Origin of the sequence: Kitasatospora sp. NPDC057965, assembly GCF_042887135.1 — a bacterium.
Classification (GTDB): Bacteria; Actinomycetota; Actinomycetes; order Streptomycetales; family Streptomycetaceae; genus Kitasatospora.
In genome coordinates this window covers 59,596-78,487 of sequence record NZ_JBHVPZ010000007.1, presented here as the reverse complement: position 1 = coordinate 78,487, position 18,892 = coordinate 59,596, and the positions used below count along the sequence as shown (strand labels likewise).

The window sequence follows — 18,892 nt, the reverse complement described above, 5'->3', positions numbered from 1 at the left end:
CTTCATGTGGCCGCCGAGGCCCGCGCCACCGCGCCGCTCCTACTGTTTGCGGCGCTCCGAAACCGCCGGTTCCCCGATCGGCGGCCTCTCCCACCCCGGCAGTTCCCGCGCGGCCGGGCCACCTCCCCACCCGGCCGCCCCCGACGTACGGAGGACAGCATGCCCGAGAACCAGGAGACTGTTGACATGAGCGCCACGACCCCCGCCGCCGAGGGCGCCGCCCCGCGCCGCCCCCGCCGCCGCACCCTCACAGCCTCCGCCGCCGGCCTGGCCCTGGTCGCCGGCTCGCTCGGCCTGTGGGCCGCCACCGGCACCACCGCGCAGGCCGCCGCGCTGCCGACCCCGGACCACGTGGTCGTCGTCGTCATGGAGAACCACGCCTACACCCAGGTGATCGGCAGCTCCGGCGCGCCGTACATCAACAACACCCTGGCGGCCGGCGGCGCCACCCTCACCCAGTCGTTCGGGCTCACCCACCCCAGCGAGCCCAACTACTACCAGCTGTTCTCCGGCTCCAACCAGGGCCGCACCGACGACAGCTGCGTGCCGGTCGGTTCGATCAACCAGCCCAACCTCGCCTCCGAGCTGATCGCCGCCGGCAAGAGCTGGGGCAGCTACAACGAGGGCCTGCCGAGCCAGGGTTCGACCACCTGTTCCAGCGGCAAGTACGCGCAGAAGCACAACCCGTGGTTCGGCTTCGGCAACGTGCCGACCAACACCGCGTACACCATGACGCAGTTCCCGACGAACTTCGCGAGCCTGCCGAAGGTCTCCTTCGTCGTCCCGGACCTGTGCAACGACATGCACGACTGCTCGGTCGCCACCGGCGACACCTGGATCCAGAACAAGCTCGGCGCCTACGCCGCCTGGGCCAAGAACAACAACAGCATCCTCGTCATGACCTTCGACGAGGACAACAAGCTGTCCGGCAACCGCATCCCCACCGTCTTCTACGGCGCCCACGTCACCCCGGGCTCCACCACCGCCACCACCTACAACCACTACAACGTGCTGCGCACGCTGGAGGACCTCGCGGGCCTGACCACCCACGCGGGCAACGCCGCCTCCGCCGCCACCATCACCGGCATCTGGAACTGACGCCCGTGTACGTCGCGGACTCCCGCAGCTCCAAGGCCCCCGCCGCCCCGGCCGACACCCGGCCGGGGCGGCGGGAGGCCGCCGAGGGCGCCACCCGTGCGGCCCCCGGCGCCACCGCCGGCCGGGCCGCCCGGGCGGCGGTCCCCGGCACCGTCCTGGTCCTGGGCGTGGTCAGCCTGGTCACCGACATCTCCTCCGAGATGGTCAGCGCCGTCCTGCCGCTCTACCTGCTCACCGGCCTCGGCCTGTCCCCGCTCGGCTTCGGCCTGCTCGACGGCATCCAGAACGGCTTCAGCGCCGTCGTCCGGCTGGCCGGCGGCCACCTCGCCGACCGGCGCGGGCGCGACGGCGCGCCCCGGCACAAGGCCGTCGCCGCCGTCGGCTACGGCCTGTCGGCGCTCTGCAAGCCGCTGCTGCTGCTCGTCCACACCGTGCCGCTGATCGGCGCCGTGCTCGCCGTCGACCGCACCGGCAAGGGCCTGCGCACCGCCCCGCGCGACGCGATGATCTCGCTCGCCACCGAACCCGCCCACCGCGGACGGGCGTTCGGCGTCCACCGGGCGATGGACACGGCCGGCGCGCTGCTCGGACCGCTCACCGCCTTCCTGGTGCTGCGGATGGCCGGCGGTCCGCTGCTCGCCGACGGCGGCCAGCAGCAGGGCTACCACGCGGTGTTCGCGGTCAGCGCCTGCGTCGCGGTGCTCGGCGTGCTCGTCCTGCTGCTCTTCGTACCGAACCGGCTGCGGGCCGACGAGCCGTCGACCCTCCACCCCCGGCTGCGCGACGGGCTCGCCCTGCTGCGCATCCCCGGCCTGCGCCGGCTCACCGTCTGCGCCGTGCTGCTCGGCCTCACCACCGTCAGCGACTCCTTCCTGTACCTGCTCGTGCAGCGCCGGCTCGGCCTCGCCACCGAGTACTTCCCGCTGCTCCCGCTCGGCACCGCCGGCGCCTTCCTGCTGCTCGCCGTCCCGCTCGGCGCGCTCGCCGACCGGATCGGGCGCCGCCGGCTCTTCCTGGCCGGCCACGGCGTCCTGCTGACCGCCTACGGGCTGCTGCTCTCCCCGCTCGACGGGCTGCCGGTGGTGGTCTGCGTGCTGCTGCTGCACGGCGCGTTCTACGCCGCCACCGACGGCGTGCTCGCCGCCGCCGCGGCCGACACCGTCCCCGCCGGGCAGCGCGGGGCCGGGCTCGCCCTGGTCGGCACCGGGCAGGCGCTCGCCCGGTTCGCCTGCTCGCTGGCGTTCGGCGCGCTGTGGAGCGTCGTCGGCGGCACCACCGCGCTGACCTGGTCGGCGCTGGCGCTGGCCGGCAGCGTCACCGGGGCGGCCTTCGTGCTGCGCGAGCCCGCCGTCGTCGAAGCGCACGCCGTTGAAGACCCCGCCGTTGAAGACCCCGCTGTTGAAGGCCCCGTCGACCCCGAGGTGCCCAAGTGACCACCGCCCCCCTCCGCAACCGCACCCGGGTGCTGATCCTGCTGGTCGCCGTCGTCCTGCTCGGCGCGGTCGGCACCGGCGCCGTGCTGTGGGCCGCCGACCGCTCCGCCGACCGCGACCGCGTCCAGGCCGGCGGCCCCGTCGTCACCCCCGGCGAGGTGACCCTCAAGGACCCGGCCACCCGGCAGCTGGTCTTCCGCAACATGGCCTGGGGCCCGCACCGCGACGAGATCGCCACCGTCCCCGCCGACCACCCCGACGGCCCGCGCACCTCCTCCGGCGTCCAGTGCCTGCGCTTCTACGCCGCCGCCGGCACCGGCATCTGCCTGCGGGCCGAACGCGGCGCCCTCCAGGACACCTACCGCGCCGTCGTGCTCGACGACCGGCTGCGCGAACGGCGCTCCTTCCCGCTCGCCGGCATCCCCACCCGCTCCCGGGTCTCGCCCTCCGGCCACCTCGCCGCCTGGACCGTCTTCGTGAGCGGCGACTCCTACGCCGGCACCGACTTCTCCACCCGCACCTCGATCGTCGACGTCCGGGACTGGAACCTCCGGGAGAACCTGGAGGACTTCGACGTGATCAAGGACGGCAAGCCGTACCGCGCGCCCGACGTCAACGTCTGGGGCGTCACCTTCGTCGACGACGACGCCTTCTACGCCACCGTCGCCACCGGCGGCCAGACCTACCTGGTCCGCGGCGCCCTGGGCGCCCGCACCCTCACCACCCTCCACCAGAACGTCGAATGCCCCTCGCTCTCCCCGGACGGCACCCGGGTCGCCTACAAGAAGCGCGTGCCCGGCGCCTCCGAGGACGCTCCCTGGCGGCTCTACGTCCTGGACCTCGCCACCATGACCGAGACCCCCACCGCCGAACAGCGCAGCATCGACGACCAGGCCGTCTGGTCCGACGACCACACCCTGCTGTACGCCATGCCGGGTGACTTCGGCGCCGACCTGTGGACCGTCCCCGCCGACGGCACCGGCTCCGCGCGGCGGCTGCTCGACGCGGCGGTCGCCCCGGCGTACCTCGGCTGACGGGTACGGGACAGGCCGGCGGGGCCGGTCGGGCCGGGTGGTCCGGTGCGGAACTCGGAGCGTAGGGTCCACGTCGAGCACTACGAGTGGTCGCGCCGTGCCTGGCCGCCACGACGACGGACCGGGGGAGCAGGAAGAGTGAGGCAACGAGGGCCCGACCGCGGGCTGTCGCCGGAACGCGTGCCCAGCGACTCGTGGCCGGCGCTGCACGGCAGACCGGTGCTGCGCCGTACGGTCGCGATCGGCCTGGTGATCTTCGTATCGGTGCTGGCCGCCCTGGCCGTCCGGGGCGTCAACGCCCTCACCGTCGGCCGCGGCGCCATCGAGACCGACCGCGACCGCGCCGAACTGCTGGCCGGCCTCCACCCCTCCCAGCACCCGGGCGCCGGCCGCTACTACGTACCGGTCGGCGCCGTCTACACGCACACCGCGGACGGCCTGCCCGTCGCCTACCTGCACTACCGGCTGGCCGGCGGGCACGAGGTCGGCGTCGGCGACTTCCTGCGCACCTACGACCTGGCCGCCCCCGGTGCGATCACTCCGCTGCCCGCCGACCTCGCCGAGGCGCTCGGCGGCGACGAGCCGGCCGAAGCGCGCGAGGTCGGGGTCCCCGACCCGTTCGCCACCCCGTCCTCGCCGTCCTCGCCGGTGCCGACGGCGTCCGCGTCCGCCGACCCGTCCGCCCTCCCGGGCGAAACCCCCGCCGCGGAGCCCGAGCCCACCACTCCGGAACCCACCGGCCACATCGCCCCGGCCACCGAATCCGAGTCCGAGGCTGAGTCCGAGGCCGGGTCCGCAGCCGAAACCGACCCCGCCACCGCCACCGAGCAACCCCTCCCGGCCCCGGAGGACACCCCCTCGCCCACCCCGACCCCCACCGCCGACCCCACCCCCACCCCCGTCGTCACCCCGACGCCCGCCCGCGCCCGCCGCATCTACATCGCCCCCGACCCCGCCGGCCTCCCCGGGGCCGCCGACATCTACGTCCGCGCCACCGGCTGACCGCCCGCTGGCGTACGGTGACTGCTGTACCTCGAAGGAGCCTGCAGAGAGGGAGACGCCGTGATCACCCATGACCGGCCGCAAATGAGCCTTGAGGCGTTCGAGTCCATCGCCGAGGCCGCAGCGCTCCAGGACATCGCGCTCGAGTTCATCGACGGTGAAATCGGAGTCAAGCCCGTGCCCGACGGCGACCACGGTCAGATCATCGCGTGGCTTCAGCGGATCTGCATGCAGCACCGCCCCGACCTGTGGCTCTTCGCCGAACAGGGCCTGCGCATCCCCTCGTACGAGAACGGCGACGCGCGTCCGGACGGCACCCTCGCGCCGGCCGAGTACTTCGCGGGCCAGGGCGAGTGGGCGGATGCGCGCGGCGTGCTGCTGACCGCGGAGGTCACGTCGTTCGACCGGAGGGCCGATGAGCGTGACCGGGTGAGGAAGCCCCGTGCCTACGCCGAGAGCGGCATTCCCGTCTACCTGCTGATCGACCGGGACAGTGACACCGTCACCGTCCACAGCGAGCCGGTCAAGGGCCGCTACCGTGAGATCCGGAGCTACGACTACGGGGAGCGGGTGGAACTGCCCGGCCTGGACGTCACGCTGGACACCGAGGTCCTCAAGAACTACAGCCGCTGAGCCGGCCCCGGGGCGGGGATCGTCGGTTGGCGTGCTGCACTCCTGGAACGACGCTTGACACGGCGGCCGGCCGCTCGCCGGGAAGGACGCGGCCGGGGGCGAGGACGGTGACGGCTCCGTGGTCATCAGCCGGGAGGGCGCGGTCGACCGGTGCGAGATCACCGTCCGCCGCCCGGAGGTCCGAGGCCGAACGAGCCCGCCCGCCCCGGGCCCTCCCGCACAGGAGGGCCCGGGCGCCACCGGATAGGGTCGCCACGCGGGCCGATGTGCGGTGCGCGCGTGGACCCGAAGGAGCTGACGTGGGCGAGGCCGTCTCCCCCGAGACCGGTGCCGACACCGTGGACCCCCGCCGGGGCGCGGAGCTCGCGGCGCGCTGGTGGAAGTGGGCGCTGTCCGCCCCGATGGAGCGCAGCCCGGTCGCCGACACCACCGGTGAGTTCGCCGGCTGGCGGCAGCCCTCGGACGTCTGGTTCCTGGCCGGCACCTACGGCGGCCGGGTCGTGCGCCGCTGTCCGATCGCCGCCGGGAAGCCGGTCTTCTTCCCGGTCTTCAACACCCAGCGGATCGCCCTCGGCCTCTCCTCCGCACCGTGGCGCGTCGAGGCCTCCCAGGCCGAGGCGGCGCTCAACGGAGTCCCGCTGAAAGTGCACGAGTTCGCCTCCAGGCGCTTCCTGGCCACCGGCATCCCGCGGGTCGCCTGGGGCCTGTGGTGCGCCCTCGACCCGCTGGCGCCCGGGCAGTACGTGCTCACCGTCAAGGCCGACGCCGGCGGCTTCCTGGTCGACACCACCTACCACCTGGACGCCGTCGACCTCTGACGCCGTGTCACAGGTGTGCGAGCAGCCCGCGCAGCGGGGCCGGCTCCCGCCCGCCGTCCAGCGCCCCGACCAGCAGGTGCCCGTAGCGGATCTTGCGGCCCGACTTCGTCCCCAGGAACCGCCGCAACTGCCCCTCCGGCCGCCCGCCCTGGTGCGCGGGCTGGCGGACGAAGGTCTGCCAGGCCGGGAGGTCGCCCTCGGCCTCGACGATCTCCGCCACCCGCGCCACGCCCAGCGCGCGGATCAGCTCCTCCTCCAGGTCGGACACGCACACGAAGAAGCCCTCGTCCGGCGCCCCGGCCCGCTGCAACCCGCGCTCGTAGAAGCCCTGTTCGTTCGCGTCGCAGAGCCCGGCCAGCCGCAGTCCCAGCCCCGGCGGCCCGAGCAGGGCGGCAAAGCGGGCGACGTTCATCGCCCCGCGCATGGAGACGACGCACACCCCTTCGGCGGCCAGGTCCCGGCCCCGCCGGGCGGCCAGCGTCTCGACGGCCGCGAGGTCGCTCGGCCCCTCCACCAGCACCGCCGTCCGCACGCCCAGGCGCTCCGCCAGCTCACCCGCCGGCCCGCCGGGGCCGCCGGCCGCCCAGTCGGTGACCGCGTCCCGGAACGCTTCGATGTCCGCCATGGAGCCGATTCTGCCCCCGCCGAGGCCACCGGTCCCGCCATTTTCCGCGGGAGCGCCGCCCTGCGGCGGAGTGCTCCTCGTCAGGACCGGGACCCCAACCGCCGTCAGTGACGGCTGAGGTAGGTGAGGACGGCGAGGACGCGGCGGTGGCCGCTGTCGGCGGGCGAGAGGCCGAGCTTGGCGAAGATGTTGCCGATGTGCTTGTGGACGGCGTTCTCGGTGATGACGAGCCGGGTCGCGAGCGTGGCGTTGTCCTTTCCCTCGGCCATCAGGCCGAGGACTTCGCGTTCGCGCGGTGTGAGGGCGGCGATCGGGTCGTGGGCGGGGCGGGTGAGGAGCTGGGCGATCACCTCGGGATCCATCACGGTGCCGCCCGCGGCGACCCGGCGCAGCGCGTCGATGAACTCGCTCACCCGGCTCACCCGGTCCTTGAGGAGGTAGCCGACGCCGCCGCGCCCGTCGGAGACCAGTTCGCCGGCGTACTGCTGCTCGACGTACTGGGAGAGGACCAGCACGGGCAGGCCGGGGTGCCGGCGGCGGGCCTCGATGGCGGCGTGGATGCCCTCGTCGCGGAAGGCCGGTGGCAGCCGGACGTCGACGATGGTGACGTCCGGCCGGTGCTCGGCGACGGCGGCGAGGAAGCCGGGGGCGTCCTGGACGATCGCGGCGACCTGGAAGCCCGCGGCGGTCAGCAGCAGTTCCAGCCCGTTGGAGAGGAGGACGTTGTCCTCGGCGATCACGACCCGCACGGCAGGCTCACGGTGATCGTGGTCGGGCCGCCGCCGGGGCTGTGGAGGCGGAGGGTGCCGTCGAGCGCCAGGACGCGGTGGCGGATCCCGGCGATGCCGGTGCCCCGTGTCTCGTCGGCGCCGCCGACCCCGTCGTCGGAGGTCTCGATCGACAGCCGGTCGCCGTCGCGGGCGACGCGGACGGTGGTCCGGGTGGCCCGGCTGTGCTTGGCGGCGTTGGTGAGCGCCTCGGCGACCGTGAAGTACGCGACGGCCTCGACCGCGGCGGGGACGGTGCCGAGGGTGCCGATGTCCAGGGTGGTGTCGATCGCCGAGCGGCTCGCCAGCGAGGTCAGGGCCCCGCTGAGGCCGCGGTCGGCGAGGATCGGCGGGTAGATCGTCCGGATCACCGCGCGCAGCTCCGTCATGGCCTCCTCGGCGCTCTCGTGCGCCTCCTCCAGGAGCCTGGCCAGCATCCGGGGGTCGGTGTCCTGCAGCTCGCGGGCCAGGCCCAGGCGCATCGCGATGGCCACCAGCCGGGCCTGGGTGCCGTCGTGCAGATCGCGTTCGATGCGGCGCAGTTCCCGACCGTGCGCGTTGACGGCCCCGGCCCGGGTCTCGGTCAGCGCCTCCACCCGCCGCGCCAACTGCTCGGCGGCGGTGGGGGAGAGCAGCGCCACGCAGCTCCGGGCGTGCAGCCGCGCCAGCGGCGGGAGCAGCCAGAGGGTCAGCGCCGCGAGCACGACGAACTGCGCCGTCCCCAGGGTCAGCGCGGTGCCCCAGCCGGTCAGCGGCACCCCGGCGGCGAAGCCGCCCGCGCGGGTGCCGGCGGGCAGCGCCCACCACAGGGGCACCGTGACGGCCGTCGTGACCGCGTTGCCCGCGCAGGCCACCGCGACGAGCCCGAACGCCGGACCGCTCACCACGGAGCTGCCCAGCCACCCGAGTACGCGCCACGTCCCGACCCGGGCGGGCCCGTCGTCCGGTGCGCGCAGCAGCCGGCCGGCGCGGCGGCGGTGCCAGGACGCCCAGGCCCGGGCCGCCCTCGGGACGACGAGGAGTACGGGCAGCGCGAGCAGGGCGAGCGCGGCGGCGCCCAGGCTTCCCAGCAGATAGCCCAGCGCGCGCCACGTCGCCGACAGCCGATCGGTCCCCCGGTGCTTCATCCGGCCAAGTCTGAGGCATGATCACCGCGCCCGGCACTACAGCCCGCCACCCTGTTCTCCCACCCGTGGGCGGTAGCGCGGGCGGCCCCGGCCGGACCTACCGTCGACACCCATGACGACCCGACCGACGGCCCGACCGATGGCCCAGCAGACAATCCGACCGGTCTCCCGACCGGCTTCCCGCTCGACGATGCGGTCCTTCGCGCGGAGCCTGGCGCTGGCCGCCGTGGTGACCGCGACCCTCGCCACCACCGTGCCCGGCGCGACGGCCGCCGCCGAGCGCCCGGAGGCACGCCTGCAGCGCGACGCCGACGCGATCACCGCACTCGGCGTGACGGGCGTGCAGGCCCGCCTGACCACCTCCGCCGGCGGCGACGCGACCGCCACCAGCGGCGTCGGCGATCTGGCGGACGGGCGGCCGGTGTCGGCCGACGGCCACTTCCGGATCGCCAGCGTCACCAAGACCTTCGTGGCCACCGTGGTCCTGCAACTCGTCGGCGAGGGCCGGCTCTCGCTGGACGACCGGATCGAGCGGTGGCTGCCCGGTGTGGTGTCCGGCAACGGCAACGACGGGCGTGCGATCACCGTCCGCCAGCTGCTCCAGCACACCAGCGGCCTCCACGACGACTACCCCGACTACACCTCGGCGGAGGACTTCCAGCGGCACCGCGACGACAGCTGGACCCCCGAGCAGATCGTCGCCCGGGCGATGGGCCACGGCCCGGACTCCGAACCCGGTGAGCAGTGGCGCTACGGCAACACCGGCTACGTCCTGCTCGGCATGATCGTCGAGCGGGTCACCGGGCAGACCTGGGACGTGGCGGTCCGGGACCGGATCGTCCGCCCGCTCGGCCTCGACCACACCTTCCGGCCGGGGACGTCCCCCACGCTGCCCCAGCCGCACGCCCGCACCTACCAGAGCTTCGGGCCCGGTGAGCCGCTGGTCGACGTCACCGAGCAGGTCGGCCCGGGCACCAACGGGGAGGCCGGGCTCGTCTCCACCACCGCCGACCTCGACCGGTTCTTCGGCGCCCTGCTCGGCGGCCGGCTGCTGCCGCCGGCGCAGCTGGCGCAGATGAAGCGGACCGTCCGGGTCGGCGAGGAGTTCCGCGCGCTGATGCCGCGCGCCCGCGACGGCCTGGGGCTGTTCTCCCGCCCGCTGTCCTGCGGCGGGCGCTCCTGGGGCCACGAGGGCGGCGACGCCGGCTGGGTCACGGCCTCCGCCGCCACCGCCGACGGCCGGCGCACCGTCACGGTCTCCCTGTCGGGCGTCCTCGCCGCCTCCGAGGCCGACGTGCTGGGCGTGGAGCGGGCGGTGGGCAAGCTGGTCGACGACGCCCTGTGCGCGGCGCCGGGCGCACGCTCGTAGGAGAGCCGGCGCCGTGGGGCGCCGGTTCAGTGGGGAGTCGGCGCCGTGGGACGTCGGACCGGCCGACGTCCCACGGCGCCGGCGTCCTCGGCCGCACCGCTCAGGGGGCGACGGCGGCTGCCCGCGCCGAGGTGTGCGGGAGCAGCTCGCGCAGGGCAGGGGCGCGGCCGGTCGCGGTGGCGGGGCGGTGCCGGGTCAGACCGCCCGGCGGCGCACCCACCACAGGGCCGCCGCGGCCAGGAGGAGGGCCAGCAGGAACATCCAGCCGGCTTCGATCCACTGGAACGGCCAGTAGCGGTGGGCCGGTTGGTAGACCTCGTGCGCGGTGAACGTGCCGTCGCGCAACAGCGCCCGACCCTGGGTGAAGGTGTCGACCTTGCGATAGAACTCCTCCGAGGTGTACCGGTTGCCCGCCAGGTCCGAGAACCAGACGGAGGAGACCCAGCTCTGGTCCGTCGTGACCGTGTTGAGGGTCTGGACGGTGCGTTCCATCGGCGGCAGGTAGTGGAACCGCACCGCCTCCGCCGCGAACGGCACCGCCACCGACACCGCCAGGGCGATGCCGATCGAGACGACGGTGCGGCGCAGCACCGCGCCCGCGAGGACGGCCACGGCGAAGGTGAGCAGCGAGCGGGCCACCATCACCGGCGCCCCCTGGACGAAGAGGTCGCGGCCGAAGCGGCTGCTCTCCTGGGCGAGCGGCGCGTTCCACCAGGCCAGCACCAGTGCGAGCAGCAGTGATCCCGCCGCCAGCGCGGCGCCTGCGAGGGCCGTCACGCCGACCGTCCAGCGGGCGCGGCCGGCGCCCTGCGTCCAGGCGAAGCGGTAGGTGCCGTGCTCGAACTCCCTGGCCAGCAGCGGGCCTCCGAGGAAGGCGCCGAACGCGCCGCCGAGCGCGTAGAGCAAGCTGTCGCCGACCTGGAGCGCGGCGCCGTACTCCCGGAGGAAGTTCTTCCACATGGTGATGCACTCGTCGGAGGCGGGGTCGCAGGTGTCCGCCCCGGTGGCCGTGAGGCCGTCGTGCACGTACCAGCCGTGCGCCCACAGCAGGGCGCCGAGGGCGGAGAGGACGCCGAACAGGGTCAGCAGGGACGTGCGATGCCGCAGGGCGGCGGCTTTGGTCACCCCGAGCGCGGAGGCGCCCGGGGTCGCGGTCAGCGTGCTCACGCGCGCAGTGCTCCTTCACCGGTAGGGACGGCCCGACGTGGGCCGGGGAGGGCGGAGGCCGTGGGCTCGCGCAGGTAGGCGAGCACCAACTCCTCCAGGCCGACGCGCTGTTGGCTCCAGGAGCCGGAGACCGGGGCGTCCGCGCCGCCGGTGCGCACCAGCAGGTGGGACTGCGCTCCGGCGCGACGGTCGCGCACGACGGGCAGCCGGGCGGCCACCTCCTCGGCCTCGGCGGTCGGGCCGGTGAGCATCCGGTGGCCGACGAGCAGGTCGTCGACCTCCCCCGCGACCTGCACCCGGCCGCCGCCGAGCACCACCAGGTAGTCACAGGCCTGTTCGAGCTCGCTGACGGCGTGCGAGGAGAACACCACCGAGAGGCCGTCCTCGGCGACGGCCGTGAGCAGCGCGGCCATGAAGTCGTGCCGGGCGAGCGGGTCGAGTGCCGCCAACGGCTCGTCCATCAGCAGGAGTCGGGGGCGCTTGGCCAGGGCCAGGGCCAGCGAGACCTGGGCCTGCTGGCCGCCGGAGAGGCGCCCGTACTTGCGCTCGACCGGGATGCCGAGGTCCGCCAGGTGGGTGCGCGCCCGGGCGTCGTCCCAGCGGCGGTTGAGGTGGCGGCCCATCGCGAGCAGGTCGCCCACGCGAAGGCCCGGGTAGAGCGCGGCGTTCTGGGCGACGAAGGCGATCCGGTCCAAGGCCTCGGGGGAGCCGGGGAGTCGGCCGCCGAGGACGCTCATCGCACCCTCGGTGGGCAGGGAGAGCCCGGCCAGGAGGCCGAGCAGGGTGGTCTTGCCCGCGCCGTTGGGGCCGACCAGCGCCACCACGTGCCCGGCGGGGATCGCCAGGTTGCAGTCCTTCAGCGCCCAGGAGCGACGGTAGCGCTTGCCGATCCCGCCGCAGTCGATCACCGTGTCCCCCGCCATCAGGCCACCACCCCGTCACGGCCCTCGCGCAGGTCGCGCAGCGCGTCCTCGAACACCGCAACCATCCCCCCTTCGTCCAGCCCGGCGGCCCGCGCCGAGCGCATCCAGTCCAGCAACCCCCGCCGCAGCGCGGCCCGTTCGCGCAGCGGCACCACCCCGGCGGGCAGCCCGCGCACGAAGGTGCCCTGGCCGCGCCGACCGGCGGCCAGGCCCCGGTGCTCCAACTCCCGGTACGCCTTGAGCACGGTGTTGGGGTTGATCGCCAGGCCGGCGACCACCTCGCGCACCCGGGGCAGCCGGTCCCCCTCGGTCAACCAGCCCATCCGCAACGCCTGTTCGACCTGCTGCACGAGTTGCAGATAGGTCGGGATGCCGGAGGCCGGGTCCAGGCGGAACTCGATGGGAGAGGGCTGGTCGGCGCCTTTATCTAGTTCCATAGGTAAAGAGATAAGCGGCTGGATGACGGACCGTCAAGTCAAGAAAGCGCAAAGGGCCCCGCCCGGCCCGCCGTCGGGCGCGGGGGTGGTGGCGGTTGCCGGGCGAGGAGCGGAGTGGGAAGTCGGCGGGGCCGACTTCCCACTCCGTGCCGCTCCGCCCTGCCTCGTGTCGGCGGTCCTGCCCCGGGCGGATACGGTGTCGGCATGACGACGATCCTGCGGCACCCTCGGCCTGGATTCACGTGGGATTGGTGGGCGGTGGACGCCGCGGGCTTCCTCGTCCAGTTCAGCTGCGGGCCGGCTCCCGAGCATCTGCTGGCGCATGCGGACCGTGTGGACGCCGCGGCGGCGTGGGCCGAGGAGCACCGCCCCGGCTGGTTCGGCGACGCGCCCCCGTCGCTGCACGCCTTCAGCTGCGACGGCGAGTTGCCGGTCTACACCCGCCGCGGCGTCCCCGCCTCCCCGTTGCGGCTGTCCGACGCTCCGGCGGCCGTCGCGGACGTCGCGGCCCTGGTCGAGCTGCGCAGGGCGGTCGGGGACGCCTGGACGGTCCGCCTCGACGAGGGGTGGGTCTAGGGCTAGGCAGGCCGGCCCCCGCCCGCCTACCCGGCGTCGGCGGTGACGCGGTCGAGTTCGGCGGCGGGGTACGGCGTCTGCTTGCTCTCGTCGCGGAGACGCTGCTGGAAACCGCCCAGGACGACGGCGGTCCGGGCGTGCCGGTCGACGATCGCCGCCACCTCCGCCGGGACGCCGTCGGGCCGCCGGCCGGCGAGCCACCGCTCCAGGAAGGCGGTCGCCTCGGTCTCGCCCCGATAGGGGGTGAGGAGGTGGTGGCGGAGCAGGTGGGTCACGGTGTGGTCGCGGTCGTAGGCGCGGTGGCGGTCGAGGAACCGCCGTTCCTCCGGGGAGAGTTCGAAGTCCGTGCTGAGCGCGAGCCCGAGGTCCGCGAAGTAGACGCGTTGGCCGTCGGTGAGGAGGTTCTCGAAGTGGGCGTCGAAGTGCACGAGCCCGCGCGAGCGCATGAAGGCCGCGCCGCGTGCCACGGCGTCGGCCGCCCACCCGTACCGGCCCGCGTCCTGCTGCTCGCGCAGCCGGGCGGCGAGCGTCTGCGGCAGGTGCTCCAGGAAGAGCACCAGGCTGTGGCGGGCCCGGCCGATCGCCTCCAGCCGCTCGCGCACGGCCGGGGAACCGTCCCAGTGGGCGACGGCGCCGTCGACGCCGCCGAGGAAGTCCATGAAGCCCTCGGGTGGCGTGTCGGGCAGCACGCGCCAGTGGTACATCAGCGGGAAGCCGTCGTACTCCCCGCCCAGGACCCAGTGGGTGGTCATGGTGTGCGCGGCCAGCTCCCGCCAGGCGCCGAACCCGGCCGAGCCGATCCCGTACTGGTAGAAGACGGGCAGACCGAAGTGGTTCGCGGTGGAGCGGACGTTCTCCGGCCGGAGCTCCGGCTCCGTCAGCGGCACCTTCTTGACGAACACCCGCGTACCGTCGACGTCCAGGGCCGCCGACGTGCCGCCGACGCCGGTCCCGAGGCGCGGGGCGGAGGCCACGAGCTCGCCGAGCCGTCGGTCGCCGAGGAGGGACAGCCGGGTCGCGATGGAGCCGTAGACGGCGAGCCGGTCCGGCCCCGGGGCTTCGACGTGACGCAACTGCCGCTCCTCGCTCGGTGATCGCTCCACCGTAGGCGACGCCGCCGGCCCGGTGCGAGCGGATTCCGGGCGGGCGGCGTACTCGGCGGCGTGCCGCGGCTTCCCCGGCAGGTCGAGGTCAGCTGACGGCTGCGGCGTGGGAGCGGACGGAGCTATCCGTACGGCAGGCAGATCGCCCAGGCGTGGATCGCGGCACCGGGGGTGTTGTCGAGCGGGGCGGGGACCTGCCAGCCCGTGTTGGTGCTGTTGGGGTGCCCCTTCTCGCCGAGGCCCCCATAGGTGTTCGGGCCGTCCGAGGTGTATCCGCCACTGGTCACGGTGTAGCCGGCCGGGCAGACGGCCGTGGCCACGCTCACCCCGTCTGCGGGCACGGACGGGCCGTTCACCGTGATGGTGGGACCGGACACACCGTTCCTGCCGGGAGGGCCCTCGGGCCCCTGGGGGCCGGCCGGGCCGGCGGGGCCTGCCGGGCCTTCCGGACCTTCCGGACCTTCCGGACCTGCCGGGCCTTCCGGTCCCGGAGGACCGGGCGGGCCCTCGGGTCCTTCCGGGCCCTGGCACCCGTGTGCCTGGCAGGAGCCGTGGCCCCCGTGCCCGCCCCCGCCCGCGAAGGCCGACTGGGTGCTGCCGGCAGCACCCAGACCGAGGGCGGCAGCCAGCAGCAGTGCGGAGAGTCGTCGATTGACCTTCATCCAGGGAGCCTTCCATGATCGATTCGCGGACACCGTTCGGACGGATACGACCAGGTTCATCAGCCCCCGAGGCCCGTCGCTACTTGGTCAGGGCCACCCGTGGGCGGGCGTAGCGCTCTTGGAGTGAAGGACTGGACTGCCGCGCGCACCGGCTCCCGACCGGCGGCCCCGGAGGAGCCCGCCCCGGTCGGTGGACGGACGGAGTGTCCTAGCCCGGCTGCCGGAGGCGGGCGAAGCGGCGGACGACCGGGGCGAGGTAGTCGGCGTGCGGGCCGGGCAGGCCCGGCAGGTCGGCGGGGGAGCGGAGGAAGGCCAGCTCGACCAGCTCGCGCTCGGGCGGCGCGAGGGCGCCGAAGCGTTCGCGCAGCACGGGCTCGGGCTGTGGCGGGGCGAGGAAGAGCACGCCGACGCTGCCGTACCGGCCCCGGGTGACCGCCCACATCGCCAACTCGCCCGGCCCGGCGGTCACCCCGGTCTCCTCGGTCAGCTCCCGGGCGGCGTTGCGGCGCAGCGCGGCGAGGTCCAGGCGCTCGCCATCGGGCGGGGGTTCGACGGCGCCGCCGGGCGGCTGCCAGCGTCCGGGGGCGGCGGTGGTCGGGGACATCCGGCCGACGAGCAGGCGGCCGTCGTCGGTGGGCTGCAGGACGCTCACGGAGAGGGAGGCGGTGGGGGCGGCGGAGGCGGTGACGTGGCGAAGCGCGTAGTGCCGGTACGTCACGCGCGACCAGAAGACGTGGAGTTCACCCGGCCGGGGCCACGAGGTGCCCGCGCACGCCACCACCGGGCCGTCGAAGAGTGTGGGATTGGCCAGGACCATCTCCGCCCAGACGCGGTCCCGGGCCCGCCGCTCCTCGGCGGTCAGACGGGCGGCGGGCACTTCGACGAGCCGGATGCGGCGGACGCCGAGAACCTCGGCGGGCGGCGGGAGGAACGGCGAGGGTGTCTCGGGCATCCGCCCATGGAAGCAGGAACCGGCCGCGCGGTCAGCTCGGCGCGACGGGTGCGTTCGGGAAGCCGTGGGCGCGGTCGGCGGCGGTCACCACCCAGAGCGGGAACTGCTCCAGCCGGATCGGCGGTGAGGCGGGGAAGTCGGGGCGCAGCACGGCGTCGGGGAAGAAGGCGACCCGGCAGCGGCGGCAGAACCAGGCGGCCTGCCAGACGTGCTGGTGACGCTGCCAGTGGGTGTGCAGCAGGCCGTAGTTCTCGACGAACCTGCGTTCGTGGCGGCGGCGCGAGACGACGTGCGCGATCAGCCCGACGGCGAGCAGGAACCCGGGGACGATGAGCGTGCCGACGAAGTAGGCGATCAGCTCGGCCGTTTCGGCGCCTTCGAGGTCCTCCCTGAAGGACTTGGTGACGCTCAGGAGACCGAACACGGCGAACACGCCCGAGAGGGAGTAGAAGGTGATCGCCACGACGCTCCGGTGCCGGCCCGGCTGCGGCGGGGGCGGCGGAGCGAGCAGGGCCCGGGTGGGCTCGTCGAGCGGCGGTTCGGCGGTGGGCGCGAGGGCGTGCGGAACGGCGACGGACTGGTCCGAGGCGGAGCACTGCGGGCAGGTGGCGCTCACGAGCGGTCGACTCCTGGGGCAGGGGAGGGAGTTGGTGCGCGCAGTACAGCACAGAAAGCCGACACGCGGGTGGACCGGTCGGCGGGGCGCAAACGCGGGGGACAGGGTGCGTCCGGATGGGATACGAATTGTCCGGTGAAGTTGAGCACCACGGTCCACCGGGTCCGGCACGGCGGAGAGGAGTACCGGGTGGTGAAGGCCGGCCCGAGGTCGGGTCGTGCCGTGCTGTACGACAACGGCTGGTCGCTGGACATGTACGTGGACCGGCAGGCGGCGGAGAGCCTGGCGGTGGCGTGGGGGCTGGCCGCGCGGTCGCGGCGGTCGCTGGTGTACGTGCCGCTGAAGGCGGGCCGCGAGGGGCCGGCGGGGACCGGTGAGTGGCAGCGGTCGTCGGTGGCGCTGGACCTGGTGCTGGTGCAGCCCGGGTTGGGGTTCCCGCCCTCGCGCTGGAAGGCGGTGCGCGGTCGGCTGGGTGCGGGGAAGCCGCAGACGATGGAGATCCCCGAGACCGACTTCCCGAGGGACGACGAGGACGACGAGCAGCCCGCGCACCATGGGGGTCGGGGCGACGAGCTCTGCTTCGGCTACGCCGCGGAGACCCTGTTCCTCACCGGCAGCGCCACGGCGTTCCGCTCGACCGGCGCACTGGTGCATTCCCTGGTGGCCGACGGCCCGGCCCGCGCCCTGAGCTACCCGAAGACCCATGAGTGCGTGACCCTGGAACACGACGGCGCCCGATTCGGCCGCCCCCTGCGCCACACCCCGGGCGCGCTGCACATCGAGTACGCCCACGGCTGGAAGGTCGCCTGAGAACCCGGCGGCGGTCGCGGCGTCAGCCGGCGCCGGGTCGACGGCTGAACGGCGGCGGGAGTCCAGCCGTCGACGGTGCGGGGCCGGCTGCTCGGGGCGCGTCGGTCAGGCCGTGTTCCTGGTGACGAACTCGGCGATGGCGTCCTCCATCTGCTGGAGGCCGGGGTCTTCGAGGGGGTAGTGGCCGGCGTTCTCGAGCATGACGGTGTCGACGGGGACCTTGGTGATGTGGGACAGGACGGGCACGCTGAGGTGGCGGGGAGTCCAGCGGTCCTCGGCGGGCTGGGTGAGCAGGACGGGGCAGGCGTCGAAGTCGGGCGGCTCGACGGCGGGGGTGTAGGTGGCGTAGCTGTCGAGGAAGCGGACGCTGACCCAGTTGGCGGCGGAGGTGGGGTCCTTCATGAGGACCTTCATGGCGTCCGGGTCGTTGGCGAGGGCGGACATCTTGGAGGCCAGGCTCATCGGGTACTTGGCGGAGGCGGCCGGGGTCCTGGCTATCAGACCCATGAGGGGGACGCCGGCGCGGGCGGTGAGCTTGTCGTGGGAGGTCTCGTCGCGGACCTGCTGGTCGCGTTGGTCGAGGAAGGTCATGCCGACGATTCCGCGCAGGGTGCCACGGGGGGCCTTGGCGGCGACGTGGTAGGTGAGCATGCCGCCGGCGCTGAGGCCGTACAGGACGATGGGGCGGTCGTCGCGGGACTGCTCGTGGGCGAGGAAGTCGACGACGAGGTCGACCCAGTCGTCGTAGGAGGGGGTGCTGCCGGGCTTGACCTTGGTGAGGCCGTAGCCGAGGTTGTCCAGGGCGACGGTCTCGAAGCCCCGTCGGGCGAGCGGGGCGCCGAGGATCAGGGACATCTGGCGGCCGTTGGTGCCGACGCCGTGGTGCAGGACGACCTTGGCCCTGGCGTCCGGGTTGCGGTAGCGGTCGAGGTGGACGCGGTTCCCGCGCCAGTCCCAGTACTCCTCCTCGGGTGCGGTGGCGTCGGTCAGGCGCAGCCGCTCGGGCAGGAACTGTTGGAGGTCGCGCCAGGCCTGCTGGTCGCGGTAGTGATCGGGGGCGGGGGTGGTGTGCATGAGGGTTGCGCCTTTCGGGCGGCGGCCGGCCCGTGCGGGTCAGCCGGGAATGGACACGGGGCGGGCGAGGGCCCCGCGGGTGATCATCCGTACGCCGGCGAGGAGTTCGCCGCGGACGGCGTCGGTGTCGCGCAGGTCGTCCTCCAGGCCGCGGGTGAAGGTGAGCAGGACGGCGGCGGCCTGCCGCGCGCCGTCCGCGGCGGCCGGTGCGAGGGCTGATGTCAGGAGTCCGGCCAGGTGGTCGGTGTAGGCGGTGACCAGGCCGGGGGCCTGGGCGGTGGCGGCGGACAGCAGTTCCTGGGCGTGGGCGGGGCTGTCCTGCCAGAGCCGGATGGCGACCTCCAGCTTCACCGCGAGCACGGCGAGGACCTTCTCCTCCGGGGTGGCCGCGGTCCCGGCCGCCGCATCCGAAGCGGCGGCGGCCCGCTCCAGCAGGGAGCCGACGACCTTGACGATCGCCTCCTCCTTGCTCCCGACGTACTTGTAGACCGTCGGGCGGGACAGCTGCGCCTCTTCGACGATGTCGGACACCGTGGTGCGGCGGTAGCCGTTGCGGCAGAAGCAGCGGTAGGCGGCGTCGAGGACGAGCTGGGAGGAGGGAACCTTCGGCATGGCTACAAAGTTAACACTGGACTCGAAGAGTGTAAAGTTGTGAGTGTTCCCCGA

The 18,892-nt window shown here is 74.2% G+C and carries 21 protein-coding genes; 9 read left to right on the top strand and 12 right to left on the bottom strand.

Annotation, left to right across the window (positions count from 1 at the left end):
- Positions 1–186 precede the first annotated feature (186 nt).
- The 6 genes from ACFVVU_RS10985 (at position 187) to ACFVVU_RS10960 (ending at position 6,018) form a co-directional block, all read left to right on the top strand.
- Positions 187–1,098: an alkaline phosphatase family protein gene (locus ACFVVU_RS10985; protein WP_387789326.1), complete on the top strand. Its 912-nt coding sequence runs from the start codon at positions 187–189 to the stop codon at positions 1,096–1,098.
- 5 nt (positions 1,099–1,103) lie between these two features.
- The gene (locus ACFVVU_RS10980; RefSeq protein ID WP_387789324.1) at positions 1,104–2,531 is read left to right on the top strand and encodes an MFS transporter; all 1,428 of its coding nucleotides are present in this window, start codon (positions 1,104–1,106) and stop codon (positions 2,529–2,531) included.
- Entirely contained in the window at positions 2,528–3,565 is a 1,038-nt protein-coding gene (locus ACFVVU_RS10975; protein WP_387789322.1) for a TolB family protein, read from the top strand. The genes ACFVVU_RS10980 and ACFVVU_RS10975 overlap by 4 nt, the downstream gene beginning before the upstream one ends.
- 180 nt (positions 3,566–3,745) lie before the next feature.
- Positions 3,746–4,567, top strand: a complete 822-nt coding sequence (locus ACFVVU_RS10970; RefSeq protein ID WP_387789320.1) for a hypothetical protein — start codon at positions 3,746–3,748, stop codon at positions 4,565–4,567.
- A gap of 84 nt (positions 4,568–4,651) precedes the next feature.
- Entirely contained in the window at positions 4,652–5,200 is a 549-nt protein-coding gene (locus ACFVVU_RS10965; RefSeq protein WP_387789318.1) for a Uma2 family endonuclease, read from the top strand.
- A 299-nt stretch (positions 5,201–5,499) separates the two neighbouring features.
- Positions 5,500–6,018, top strand: coding sequence for a hypothetical protein (locus ACFVVU_RS10960; protein ID WP_380686158.1), 519 nt, complete (start codon positions 5,500–5,502; stop codon positions 6,016–6,018).
- A gap of 7 nt (positions 6,019–6,025) precedes the next feature.
- Here the strand turns inward: ACFVVU_RS10960 and ACFVVU_RS10955 are convergent, their stop codons facing one another.
- The 3 genes from ACFVVU_RS10955 to ACFVVU_RS10945 all read right to left on the bottom strand — a co-directional run bounded on the left by ACFVVU_RS10955 (position 6,026) and on the right by ACFVVU_RS10945 (position 8,537).
- Positions 6,026–6,643: a TOPRIM nucleotidyl transferase/hydrolase domain-containing protein gene (locus ACFVVU_RS10955; protein WP_387789316.1), complete on the bottom strand. Its 618-nt coding sequence runs from the start codon at positions 6,641–6,643 to the stop codon at positions 6,026–6,028.
- Between the two features lie 104 nt (positions 6,644–6,747).
- Positions 6,748–7,392 carry a response regulator gene (locus ACFVVU_RS10950; RefSeq protein ID WP_380686153.1) on the bottom strand — a complete coding sequence of 215 codons (645 nt, stop codon included), beginning with the start codon at positions 7,390–7,392 and terminating at the stop codon, positions 6,748–6,750.
- Positions 7,380–8,537 carry a sensor histidine kinase gene (locus ACFVVU_RS10945; RefSeq protein WP_387789314.1) on the bottom strand — a complete coding sequence of 386 codons (1,158 nt, stop codon included), beginning with the start codon at positions 8,535–8,537 and terminating at the stop codon, positions 7,380–7,382. The genes ACFVVU_RS10950 and ACFVVU_RS10945 overlap by 13 nt, the downstream gene beginning before the upstream one ends.
- A 190-nt stretch (positions 8,538–8,727) precedes the next feature.
- Here ACFVVU_RS10945 and ACFVVU_RS10940 point away from each other — a divergent pair, with 190 nt between their 5' ends.
- Positions 8,728–9,906, top strand: a complete 1,179-nt coding sequence (locus ACFVVU_RS10940; RefSeq protein ID WP_387789312.1) for a serine hydrolase domain-containing protein — start codon at positions 8,728–8,730, stop codon at positions 9,904–9,906.
- A gap of 195 nt (positions 9,907–10,101) precedes the next feature.
- Here the strand turns inward: ACFVVU_RS10940 and ACFVVU_RS10935 are convergent, their stop codons facing one another.
- Genes ACFVVU_RS10935 through ACFVVU_RS10925 form a run of 3 tightly spaced genes read right to left on the bottom strand, consistent with a single transcriptional unit; the run spans position 10,102 to position 12,433 of the window.
- Entirely contained in the window at positions 10,102–11,073 is a 972-nt protein-coding gene (locus ACFVVU_RS10935; RefSeq protein WP_387789310.1) for a hypothetical protein, read from the bottom strand.
- Positions 11,070–11,996 carry an ABC transporter ATP-binding protein gene (locus ACFVVU_RS10930; RefSeq protein WP_387789309.1) on the bottom strand — a complete coding sequence of 309 codons (927 nt, stop codon included), beginning with the start codon at positions 11,994–11,996 and terminating at the stop codon, positions 11,070–11,072. The genes ACFVVU_RS10935 and ACFVVU_RS10930 overlap by 4 nt, the downstream gene beginning before the upstream one ends.
- A complete protein-coding gene (locus ACFVVU_RS10925; protein ID WP_387789307.1) occupies positions 11,996–12,433 on the bottom strand; it encodes a GntR family transcriptional regulator in 438 nt (145 codons plus the stop codon). The genes ACFVVU_RS10930 and ACFVVU_RS10925 overlap by 1 nt, the downstream gene beginning before the upstream one ends.
- 204 nt (positions 12,434–12,637) lie before the next feature.
- On the opposite strand from ACFVVU_RS10925, the gene ACFVVU_RS10920 reads away from it, so the two are divergent.
- Positions 12,638–13,009, top strand: a complete 372-nt coding sequence (locus ACFVVU_RS10920) for a hypothetical protein (RefSeq protein ID WP_387789305.1) — start codon at positions 12,638–12,640, stop codon at positions 13,007–13,009.
- Between the two features lie 26 nt (positions 13,010–13,035).
- On the opposite strand, the gene ACFVVU_RS10915 is transcribed toward ACFVVU_RS10920, so the two are convergent.
- The 4 genes from ACFVVU_RS10915 to ACFVVU_RS10900 form a co-directional block, all read right to left on the bottom strand.
- Entirely contained in the window at positions 13,036–14,082 is a 1,047-nt protein-coding gene (locus ACFVVU_RS10915; protein ID WP_387789304.1) for a protein kinase family protein, read from the bottom strand.
- Between the two features lie 152 nt (positions 14,083–14,234).
- Positions 14,235–14,489, bottom strand: a complete 255-nt coding sequence (locus ACFVVU_RS10910; protein WP_387789302.1) for a hypothetical protein — start codon at positions 14,487–14,489, stop codon at positions 14,235–14,237.
- A gap of 493 nt (positions 14,490–14,982) precedes the next feature.
- Positions 14,983–15,726 carry an NUDIX hydrolase gene (locus tag ACFVVU_RS10905; RefSeq protein WP_387789300.1) on the bottom strand — a complete coding sequence of 248 codons (744 nt, stop codon included), beginning with the start codon at positions 15,724–15,726 and terminating at the stop codon, positions 14,983–14,985.
- A 31-nt stretch (positions 15,727–15,757) separates the two neighbouring features.
- On the bottom strand, positions 15,758–16,342 hold the full coding sequence (locus tag ACFVVU_RS10900; protein WP_387789298.1) for a hypothetical protein: 585 nt from the start codon (positions 16,340–16,342) through the stop codon (positions 15,758–15,760).
- A 135-nt stretch (positions 16,343–16,477) separates the two neighbouring features.
- Between ACFVVU_RS10900 and ACFVVU_RS10895 the strand changes: the two genes are divergently transcribed.
- Complete coding sequence (locus ACFVVU_RS10895; protein WP_380685832.1) at positions 16,478–17,152, top strand: hypothetical protein; 675 nt, start codon at positions 16,478–16,480, stop codon at positions 17,150–17,152.
- Positions 17,153–17,257: 105 nt separating this feature from the next.
- Here the strand turns inward: ACFVVU_RS10895 and ACFVVU_RS10890 are convergent, their stop codons facing one another.
- Together ACFVVU_RS10890 and ACFVVU_RS10885 are read right to left on the bottom strand one after the other, a co-directional pair.
- Positions 17,258–18,226, bottom strand: coding sequence for an alpha/beta hydrolase (locus ACFVVU_RS10890; protein WP_387789296.1), 969 nt, complete (start codon positions 18,224–18,226; stop codon positions 17,258–17,260).
- Between the two features lie 39 nt (positions 18,227–18,265).
- Positions 18,266–18,838 (bottom strand): TetR/AcrR family transcriptional regulator, encoded by a 573-nt coding sequence (locus tag ACFVVU_RS10885; RefSeq protein ID WP_387789294.1) that lies wholly within the window; start codon positions 18,836–18,838, stop codon positions 18,266–18,268.
- Positions 18,839–18,892 lie beyond the last annotated feature (54 nt).